The 11643-nt window shown below is 59.0% G+C and carries 1 protein-coding gene; it reads left to right on the top strand.

Annotated elements, in window-relative coordinates:
- Positions 1 to 4: 4 nt before the first annotated feature.
- Complete coding sequence (locus IAD09_05900; protein HIT81754.1) at positions 5 to 11461, top strand: hypothetical protein; 11457 nt, start codon at positions 5 to 7, stop codon at positions 11459 to 11461.
- Positions 11462 to 11643 lie beyond the last annotated feature (182 nt).

Raw genomic sequence — 11643 nt, 5'->3', positions numbered from 1 at the left:
GACTATGATACGATGGAATAAGTTTATATTGGCATTCTTTGTCGCGTTCCTGTCGGGCTCGGCAACAGCCGTGGCACAGCAGGCTGCGTCGCTGCGCCGGTATGTCGATGCCGCCAACGGCGCTTATGCCAACGACGGACTCTCTTGGGCTCAGGCTAAAAACAACATACAAGAGGCCATCAACGACCTGGCCGCCTACATGGCCGCCCGCGGCCTCACCGAGGGCGGTGAGGTTTTCGTGGCCGAAGGCACCTATTCGCCTACCGAAGGCACCGAGGAGGGCAGCACCCTCTTTGCCTCGTTCAAGATGTCGCCCGGTATCGCCGTTTACGGCGGGTTCCCCGCCGGAGGCGGGGGCATCGAAGACCCTGCCGACCGGCCCATGAAAGACGGCAGCCGCTACGGCTGGCAATTCCTGCACGAGACCGTGCTCTCGGGCGACCTGCTCGCAAGCAGCCCCGCCACCTTTGCATGGAGCGATGAAGACCAGACCTATACCACGGCTTTTCCCTCGAACGTCTACCATGTCGTGTGGTTTGCCACCGCCGGCTTCGATGCCGGAGGCAAGCCCGTTGCCCTCTCCCGTGAAGCCGTGCTCGACGGCTTCACCATCAAGCACGGTCATGCGGCCGATGCCACCCTTTCCGGTCGCCATTACAGCCGTGGCGGCGGTGTCTACCTCGTCGATGGCGGCGTCGTGCGCAACTGCATCGTTACCGAGAATGCGGCCGTCGAACGCGGCGGCGGCATCTACCTCGACGGCGGCGGCCGCGTCGAGTCGAGTTTCATACACCGCAACACCGCTCCCGGTGCCTCGACCATTGCCGAGGGCTATGGCGGCGGTATCGCCCTGGTGGGCGGCGGCGACGTGCGTCACTCGATGATTGTCAACAACTTCGCCGCAAACGGCGGAGGACTTGCCCTCTATAACCCCGACGACGGCGGGACGATTGAGGAGTCGCTCTGCATGTCGGCCGTCGCTTCGGTCGTGGCCAACAATACCGCCTCGAACGAGGCCGGCGGTGTTTACCTGCGCAACGGCGGCATACTCAACCTCATGACCGTCACCGCCAACCGCTGCAACGGCACCGGCATTACCGTGAACAATGTGCAGAACGGCAAGAGCGCCGGCGTGTATGTCGCCAACTACGGTTGCATACTCAACTCGGTGTTTTGGGGCGGTACCATCGGCACCGACGGCTATGTGCAATACTATCACCGGCCCGATGCCAGACAGACGGGCGACCTCACCTCGCTGGTATTCCATTCGGCTTTCTCCGACCAGGCCATTACCGAGTGGACCTATACCTACCGCTCGTCGGTCTTGTCGCTCGAACGTGACAATTTCAGCGACGATTCCAATATCGGGAACTATCCCATTTTCACCCGTCCTGCCCGGGACGGCAACGGCAATCTCAGGGTGGGAGTCATCGGCGATGACGCCTTTGCCTACGACGACCCAGCCCGCTGCGACTGGCTGCCCGCTTCGGTGTCGCCCCTGCGCGAATATGGCCGCCGCATATCCGACCTTTCGGCGCTCTCGGCCTATTCCGACCGCCTTACGCGTGCCGTTACCCCCACCGACATCTGCGGCAACGATTACAGCATCTGTCCCTCGCTCGGTGCCTACCGCATCGCCAGCCCTACCATCCTGACCTACCAGTCGGGAAGCACGGTTGCACTCTTCGTCGACCCCGAGACCAACAGCACCAACCCCGACGGGCTCGGCAACAGCTGGGAAACCCCGCTGGCCTACCTCAACGTGGCCCTCTCGCATTTCCGCGACAATCCCGATGCCTACCCCGGCATGAAACGCGTCATCTACGTCAAGGAGGGCACGGTGTCGCCCCTCTGTGCCTATACCAATGAGCGTTTCCGCTCGGCCGGCATACAGATGGTCTCCGGCGTCGAAGTGCGCGGCGGGTATGCCGCTTCGCTCACCGGCACCGACCTCTCGCTGCGTAACCCCGTCGAGTACCGCTCGGTCATCGACGGCAAGGTGGGCGACGACGAGTATGTCTACCACTGTGTCGTGTTCAAGGAGACTTCCGATGCCGTGCTCGACGGCTTCCACATCATCAACGGCGATGCCACCCCCACCGGCGACGGTTCGGCTCTTATCAAGAGCGGAGGCGGCATTGTCATGGCCGTCGACCCCTCGACAGGAGCGGTGGCCGGCGGCGCGATGACCGGCAACGCCATACGCAACTGCATCATCGAGAACTGTGCCGGTGAACTGGGCGGTGCCCTCTATGCCGCTCCTGCCACGGGTGCGGACTTCTCGTTGGCCATGGGCAACTGCATCATCAACAACAACACCGCCCTCCACTCCGCCGACCGTCCGGCTGCCGCCGTCTATTTCGACATTCCCGGCGATGCCGGTACCGTGAGCGTCGCCATGGAACACCAGACCATTGTCAAGAATGTGGGCTATGCCATATATGCCACGCGCGACGGCTCGGTAACCCTCGAAGACTCTTGGGCGTGGAGCAATGCCGCCCGCGAATATCCCGACGGCACGGCCCTTGCCCCGGCCGATGTCCTCACCCTGCACGGCGTCGCGCCCCGGTATTGCGCTTTTGATGACGGTGCAGGCTACTCGGCCGACAACAATACCTCCACCCTTACCTACGGGCGCAACGATGCCTCCTATCCCGCTTGCGTGAACCCCACCCGCAACATAGGCCGCACACCCGACGCTTTCAATACCTACAACGGCGGCCTCACCAGCTACATGCCCACCAACATGAATCCTGTCGTGAACTGCGCCAGCGACGACCCCGACCCCGCCGATACCGACATCACCACCGTCAATTCGCGGCAGGCGGGCGGCGCTCCCGACCTGGGTGCATATGAGAACTCGCGCCTCCCCCTCAAAGGTTCGGTATTCTATGTGCGCGACTACCGCAACGACGACGGTACCGTCGACCTCACCGCCGGCGGCGACGGATTGTCGTGGGAGACGGCCATCAACGGCAATGCCATATACCACATCGAGAACGGAGCCGTTGTCGAGAACGGTAGCAAAGTGGCCACCACCGATGCCCGCTACACCGCCTATTACGATGCCTCGCACCCTTACGGCGAAATATCCAACGCCAGCAAACCGTTCTGGGGAACTTCTCCTACATGTACTATATCTGATATCCGGTATGTCAGAACGGAAAGAGAGTGGGCTTATTATACTCATTATTATACATATACGTATGTTTATACTTGGAATGATGGTGCAAATGGTTATGAGTTGCCGGCAGGAACGGGTACCCATACTGAGACAACAAGCCTTTTTGACTCCGACCCACCTAATGTCACTGCATCAGATATTTCTGCTCCCAGTGCTCCCCGACGTACATACCGCATCACCAATACCCGCGAAGAAGATTATGTAGGCGGCCTGCAATATGCCGTGGAGAAAGCCTCGGCGGCGGCCCGCGCATCGTCGCGGCGGCTCGAAGTGTGGGTGGCCGGCGGTACCTACACCGACTACAAGGGCTTTGTCATTCGCGATTCGGTCACCGTGAAAGGGGGATTCCCCAACAGCGGAACCCCCGGCGATAACGAGCGGCACCCCTTGATTGCCGAGGGCATACCCCTCAGCGACGAAAACAGCGCGTATGCCGACCGCATTGCCGATTACGAGACCATCTTGCAGATACAATCCACGGCTCCTGTCACGGTCGAAGATGCCGTTGCAGGCCGTTATACCGTATCCGGCCTGCCGTCGAATGTCCGCAAGCACGTGCTTTACCAGCCCGATGTGTGCCTCCCCACCAATACGCCGGTAAGCAACAGCCATTACCATGGAGGCTCGGGTACGGCCTCGGGTGATAACCAGTCGAATACGCAGCGGAATGATTATTTGAAATACAACGGCGCGACATGGGACGGTTTCACCATTCGCCACGGTTTCATCAACGGCATTGCCGCCAACCGCGACGGCGGCGCCGGCGTGCGCATGTTCCAAGGTGTTTCGTTGAAAAACTGCGTCGTGCGGAATAATTACAATTATACAAATTCGGGTGCAAATCGCAACCGCGGGGGCGGTGTCTATTGTGAATCGTCCGATGGCTCTATCGAGAACTGTTTCATTTTTGATAATGTCACGGTAAGCAGTGAAGCTTATGGCGGTGGCATGTATATGATTCTGGGTACGGGTTATAATATTCTGGTGAGCCGCAATTATGCCCAAACACAAGGGGGCGGTATCTACATCGAGGATGCCACGTTCTTCAACAACACCGTGGCTTATAACGGCTCGCGGGGAACCGGCGGCATGCACCAATTTACAGGAGAGTATAACCTGGATGTAGCATTGAACGTGTTCAATACCCTTATCTACAAGAACTCCGGGGCGGCTGTCGGGGCGGAAAAACCCGAAAAATTGGAACCTTTCCGCAACTGTTATGTGCAGACGGAGTCGTCACTCCCCTCGAATATTTCGAATAAGATAACGACAGCAAATAATAACCGCCTGGGTACGGATTTGGCAAATCCTTTTGCCGACCCCGATGCCAAGACGAACAACAACTACCGGCTCTTGGGCTCGTCGTTGTGCATCAATGCCGGCCTCAACGAGCCTACCCATCCTGTCACAGGCGATCCCGTCTCCCTGCCCGTGACCGATGTCGATTTTGCCGACCGCATACAAGACTGTACCATCGACATCGGCGCCTATGAATACAACGGTGCCTACGGCATCACCCCCGGTACCGATAACCTTTTTATTGGCGGTGAAAGTGTGGAGGCCCATGTCTACTATGTGACATACAGTGGTGCCGATGGCGGTAACGCCTCGGCCGACAGCCCCGAAAACGCCGCCTGCTGGATGAAGTTGCAACAGGTGCTCGATGCCGCCGGTCGTGCCAAAGCCGATGACCCCGCCGGCCACTATGTCGTGAAGGTGGCCGGCGGTGCGACTCCCTATGCCCCGCGCCGCACCGCTGTCGTGCCCGGTGAAGACCAACTCCAGGAGGAGGAGACCGACCCCCGCAGTTTTGCCCTCATCGTGCCCCGCGGTGTCGAGGTATGGGGCGGTTATGACGAAAATTTCGAGACACAGACACGCGAGATCCTTGTCAACAAGACCCTCTTCAAAGCCCAATATGTGTCGGCGGCCGACACGTCGCTCATCAATACCTATCATGCCGTGGTGTTTACCGACTACCTCTATGACGAAGAGGGCAACCTTGTCGAGAACCCCGACGGTACTTACCGCACCATACCCGCCGAGGCCGGATATGCCGTGCTTGACGGCCTTTACATCTCGGGCGGCAACGCCGACGGCTCGCTGCGCGAAGACGACAGCCGCGGCGGCGGTATCTTGGCCGAATCGTATGTGCATGTGCGTAACTGCATCGTGGAGGACAATGCGGCGAGCGGCGAGGGCGGCGGCATATACCTCAAGCCCGGTGCCGTCGTGTCGGGTACGCTGGTGACCGGCAACACGGCCGCCCGCGGAGCCGGCATCTATCTCGCCTCCGAAGGCGACGGCGAAGACGAGGCCTGCCTCATCGCCACGACCATTGCCGGCAACGATGCCACGGACGAGGGGGGCGGCCTCTATTTCCTCGGCCGCAAACTGATTGTCAACTCCACGGTCTTGTGGGGCAACACGGCCAATTATGCCAAGGACGTGTATGGCAACTACGGCAGCGACGAGGAGGGGCATTACCTCTTCTCTTATGCCTTTGTCGAGAACCTGCAGGTACCCGGCCTCAATAACCGGTCGGTATCGGCCGACAACAGCAGCGGCGTGCGTTTCGTGATGGACAATCCCGCCGACCCCTGTTACATGATAGAAGAAACTTCGGTACTGGCCGGTGCCGGTATGCCCCAGACCGACTATTACCGGTGGGTCAGCGAGCATGACCTCCACCTGCGCGACTTTGCCGACATGTATCGTGTGTCCGGCGACAACATCGATGTGGGGGCGCGCTCCCTGGGTCGGGAAATACTGCCGCCCGAAGGTGTCCTCCTGCAACGCATCTTCGTCACCGACGGTTCGTTGTTGCACCCCGACCTCAACCGCCTGCTTGCGGCCGGTCTCTCGGGCGACGACGCCATATACCAGACACGCGGCTCGTCGTTTGTCTACCCCATGTATGAGCTGCACGACGCCTTGCGCTACATCAAGTCGGTGCGCGACAATACCACCCACACCTACCTTCCCGGTGTGGACAACAAGAACATCACATTCGAGATTTTCCTGTCCGGCGGTAGTTACATTCCCCGCGAGGCCGGCGACGGCACTACGGTAGAGAATGCCCGCACGTCGACTTTCACTGTGCCCGAAGGAGTGGCCATCTACGGCGGGTTCTCGGGCAGCGAGATGTATTGCCAGGACAGCGACGGGGGTGACCACGCCGTGACCGGCAGCAACGGTTTCTCGATAACCTTTACGGGCACGCCCACCGATGACCTGCTTTTGGACCGTACCCGTGCCGACCTCAACGGCAATTCGATTATCGAGCCGTGGGAATTTGCTCACCAGACGATTTTCTCGGGCCGTTCCAACAGCGAGCTCGATGCCTTGGGTGTCTATCATGTCATCTATGCCTGTGCCGACCCCGCCAAGGTGGGTACGCTGCCCGATCTCGAAGATACGCATACGGGACTCACGGTGGGTAAGCCCATCGTCTTCGACGGCATCACCGTGACCGGCGGCCATGCGGCCGACCTCCTGCCGGGCGATGCCACCTACGCCGGCAACTATTACAAGGGGGGCGCGATATGCGTCGACGGCACCGACAATGACGGCGCTGCCGAAATACGCCGCATTCCGCTTACGATACGCCGCAGCCTCATCTACGGCAACGAAGGTGTGCTGGGCGGCGCGATTTACAACACGGGCATCTGCTCGATTTCGGGCTCGCAGGTTTCGGGTAACGAAGCCATCGGCGATGCCTCTGTCTCGGGTGCCGATGCCGGATACGTCGGCTCGGGCGGCGCGTTGTTTGTCGACGGTGTCGTGTATGCGGTCAACACCCTCTTCGCCAACAATGAAGCCTATTCCCGCGGCGGCGCGATTTTCAACGAAAGCAACTCCCGCATCTGGATGGTCAACTGCAACGTCGTGCGCAACAAGGCCGCCGAGTATCCGTGCATTTACTCGTTGAATGCCAATTCGGCCGGGTCGGTGGCCACCAACCTCACGTCGAACCTCATCTTCAATACCGCTTTCTGGGGCAATGAGGCCGGGAAGAATCGCTATACCATCAACAAATGGCAGTCCGAAGGCGTTCCTTTCGACGACCCGTCGTCCGAGGCGGCTCCCGACATACTCCATTTCTGCGCCTATGAAGAGGGGTGGGACAAAACCTCGGTGATAGGTGACGGGCAGAGCGACTCCGATGCCGATGTAAATGAGAACCTGCCCGATTTCAAAAACAACAACGTGGTGCTCACCCCCGACAACCGTTCGCTCTACGGGCCGAACTTCGCCAATCCGTCGACCCTCGCCGGTGTAGCCGGCTACCAACAGGATGCCGACTGGTCGCTGAGCCGCATCAATCCCATGGTCGATGCCGGTTGGGGTTGGGCCCGGCAGACGTATGACGCCGCCGCCGGCGAATGGTCGTGGGCCGACCCCGAAGCATCGGGAGGCCTTTACTTCTCGATTCCCAAATATGTGGCTGCCGGCGATATTACCGCTATCAACCCTTTGCTGCCCGGCATACATGATACCTACATGGCCACCGGGAACCGGGTGTTGAGCCGCGTGTGCCTCGACCCCAACAAGTCGGAGAGCGACCTCTCGAAAAACACGTATATCGACATAGGCGTGTATGAGTATGAGCATACTCCTCTCAACCCCGTGGGCGATGTCCTCTATGTATGCGCCGAGGAGATTCCCGGCAATGTGAACGACGGCTCGTCATGGGCTACCGCCACCAGTAACCTGCAACGAGCCATTGAACGTCTCGTGCTCAACCGCAACGGCAACGACAAAGTCATATACATCACCGAAGGCGAGTTCGCACCCATCTATACCATCAACCGCAACGGCGGTTTCGTCATCAACACCCAGTATGGCACGCAGGGCGACAATCCGACGGGCGAACTCAACGTGCGTTCGTTGCGCATTGCCGGCGGTTTCAATGCCGACAACCAGCGGCAACCGATACCCGAGAACAGCCCCCTCTACCGCGGTGAGAATTACAAGACTGTCATCACGAGTATCAATCCCGAGGTGAAAAGCCTCTTCAACATTGTCGATGCCGCCAACCGCGAGGACGATGATACCGAAGCCGCTTCGGATCGGCCCGTCGTGCCCGTCACCATCGAAAACATCACCTTTGACAACCCCTACGGAGCGGCATTCAGGTATGAGACCAAGGCCGGGACGGCACAAGACGACGTGACGAAACTCATCTTGGGCGGTTGTGAGTTCAGGGGCGGGAACAGGTTGGCCGCCGACCAACCCGGCGAGCCGGTGGTGAAAATTTCCGGTCGTGGCGGCAAAACATTGATATACAACACTATATTCCATTCAAACAAAGGCATTCCCCTCGATGCGGTCGATACCGAAGTGCTCAATGCCACCTTTGCCCTCAATACCCAATCGCCGGTGCTCTCTGACAGCGTGTATGAAAGCTCCCTCTATAATTCGCTATTGTGGCGCAACGGCGGTGCCGGTACTTCCGAAGAAGAGTCGCAAGGCATAACCGCCCCGCAATTATTGTCCGTGGAAACGGGAGGCTATGCGCCTGTCAAGACCGAAAATATCGCATACAATGCCATACAGAACCTCGCCGCCACGACACTTGCGCAAGCCGGCAAGAACAACGACGACCTCTTGCAAGAGAACACCGACGTCATTTCGGGTCCCAATTTTGAGAATCCCTTTGATGGCGATGTGACGTTGCGCAATTTCGACATAGGGGCGTCGGCCGTTTTGCTCAACAAGGGCGACTCCGTGCTTTACCGCACCGCCTTGGGTTTGCCCGCAGATGATCCGTCGGGTTATGACATTACGTTGAATGACCTCCGTGTCTATGACGAAAACATCGACCGGGGCGCATACGAGAACAACCAGCGTCTCTATTCGGTACTCTATGTGCAGCCGGGAAAAACCGTCGATGGCGATGGAACGACGTGGGAGCGGGCTTTTGGACAAGGCCGTTTGCAGGAAGCCATCGACTTGGGTGCCGTGTATGTGGCCACCCGCAACGTTCCCGGTGAGACGGCTACCGTCTTTGTCAAGAGCGGTCGCACCAACGAGGAGATCACTTTGCATGACGGTGTGTCGGTTTATGGCAGCGTGCAGACGAATTACACCGATACGGTGACCGCTCCCGACGTGTCGCCCCAAGTGACCGTTGCCGATGTAGCTGCCGCCCGTCCCGGCTTGCTGGCATCGTCTGCGCCGCGCACCGTTATCGGAGGTGTGGCTTCGGGAAGTGAATCCTTCGACGGCATGGCCCTGCTCGACGGCTTTGAAATCACCTCGGCATCGGGGAGCGACGCGGCTCCGGTAAGTCTCGCCGACGGTGTCGTGATGCGCAACAGTTATGTGCATGGGTTCACCGTGGCCGGTAACGATCCCGTGGTGCGCAACGACGGAGGCCTGCTCTATAACGTGCTTGTCGCTGCAAATATCCCTGCTGCCGGAGAACCGGTCATGGCCAACAACGGCGGTACGCTCGTGAATGTCACCGTCGATGCCCCCGAGAACGTCGTGCCCGTGACGCATGCAAACAACGGGGCCATGTTCAATACGCTGGCTACCTCGCAACGCGCCCTTTATGACCCGCTCTATGATGTGACATCGCCCATGCCGGGCGACGGCAATCCCTATAATACCTACCTTGCCGATGAACTTTCTTTCCAGCTCAAAGAGATGGGCAAAGCCATCGATGCCGGTGATGCCGACCCGGCCATTCCGCAAAAATATGCAGGGTATGTCGATTTCGCTTCCGATCGCGACATTTTGGGCAATGCACGCATCTTTGGCGCAGCCGTCGATTACGGTTGTTTCGAGACGTGGAACATCAAGGGCGGATATAAAGCCACACAGGCTCCGGCCGCCGGTTCGGTCGTGTATGTGCACGACGGGAACCTTGTGCTCGAAAATCTCTCGACGACCTTTGCTCCCGGATACCTCCTCCTCAAAGAAGGAACCTCGCTTTATGGCAACGGTAATACCGTGAGTCTCGCTTATGTGGCTGTCGAGCGGACTTTTGGCGCCGGGTGGCAATTAGCCGCCTTCCCCTATGCTTTGCAGCGCGACAGCATCAGTCGGGTGGCCTATGACGGTACCACCTACGCACCCGCACGCTTGGCTTGGGGGGCCGGCGATACCATAGCCATTTACGACGGCCGCGGCCGTGCCGAGTCGCTTACTCGCTATCATGCCTCCAACTCACCCTATTGGGTAGAGGAGACCGTTTTCGACGCCGGAGAGGGATTTGGCCTTTGCCTCACGCAGGCCGGGACCTACCGCTTCACGGGACGTGATGCCAATGCGGCCATATATACCGAGACGAATACCGACAAGACCGTTTCGCTCACCCAGCACAACCTCACCGAGGTCGAGAGTGACGGAACGCCGCGGTTTACCCACAAGGAGAATATGGGTTGGAACCTCTTCGGCATTCCCTATCTGGTCGCCTCTTACGACTTTGCCGATATGGATTTGCCCCACCTCCTTTACGACTACGACGGTTCTACCTACAACACCATTGAATCATGGACGGGTGGCCAGGCCAAGTTGGGCGACGGGTACTTTACCCAAACCGCTATCATCGGACACGACGAGAAAGAGTCGCTCCTCTTCCCGCAACCTCAGTCGACAAGCCTTTTTGCTGCCGATAATACGGGCATGAACCTCTCGCTCCGCATCAAGGGTGAGGCCGGTGCCGACAAGGTCTTGTTCCGCACCACACGTTCGTCCGAGGCGTTGACCTATGAGGTGGGTCGTGATGGTATCAAGTTTATGAGCATGAATCCTGCCGTTCCGCAGATTTATATCGACAATCCTTCGACGGGCACCCGCTTCTCGTTGGCTGCCGCCGTCGATGAGGCGGCCTATACCTCGGTAGGTGTTTCGGTGGCCGACAGCGGATTCTATACCATCGACCTTCCCGAGGAGACGTTGGCCGAGAATTATGATGTCATTGTGCTCATCGACAACCGCACGGGGCAGGCCACCGATCTCAAAGAGTCGGCCTATACCTTCTTCGCCTCGTCGGCCGAAGACGACCCGCAGCGTTTCTCTTTGGCATTCCGCCTGAGCGAGACGACCGAAACGCCGTGGAAAGTCTACCTCCACGACCATGTGCTCTATGTCCTCGGTCTCGAAGGCGGGGAGCGCATCTACCTCTATGACATGTCGGGCCATTGCCTGCTCGACACGACCGGAACCGCTCCGCAATTTGCCACGCCGGTCGATGGCTCGGGTCTTTACATCGTCGATATAGTCTCCTCAAAGGCTCGCCGTTCGTTCAAGGTCATTGCCGATTGACGCGTCGCGCCTTGTCGGGAAACAGCCCATTAGCCACCGGGCACGCCCCAATACGGGGTGTGCCCGGTTTTTTCTCCCGCCTCCTTGCGTGGGCGGTGCCTTATGTTTCCCCCTCTCTCCGATCTGCATCATGCCCGAACGTTTGTCGCGGGAAGGCGCTTTCTCACCGCCTGTCGTTCCTG

The organism is Candidatus Caccoplasma merdavium (genome assembly GCA_018715595.1).
GTDB classification, from domain to species: Bacteria; Bacteroidota; Bacteroidia; order Bacteroidales; family UBA11471; genus Caccoplasma; species Caccoplasma merdavium.
Note: the sequence above shows the minus strand (reverse complement) of the source record. Positions and strands in the feature narration are given on the sequence as shown.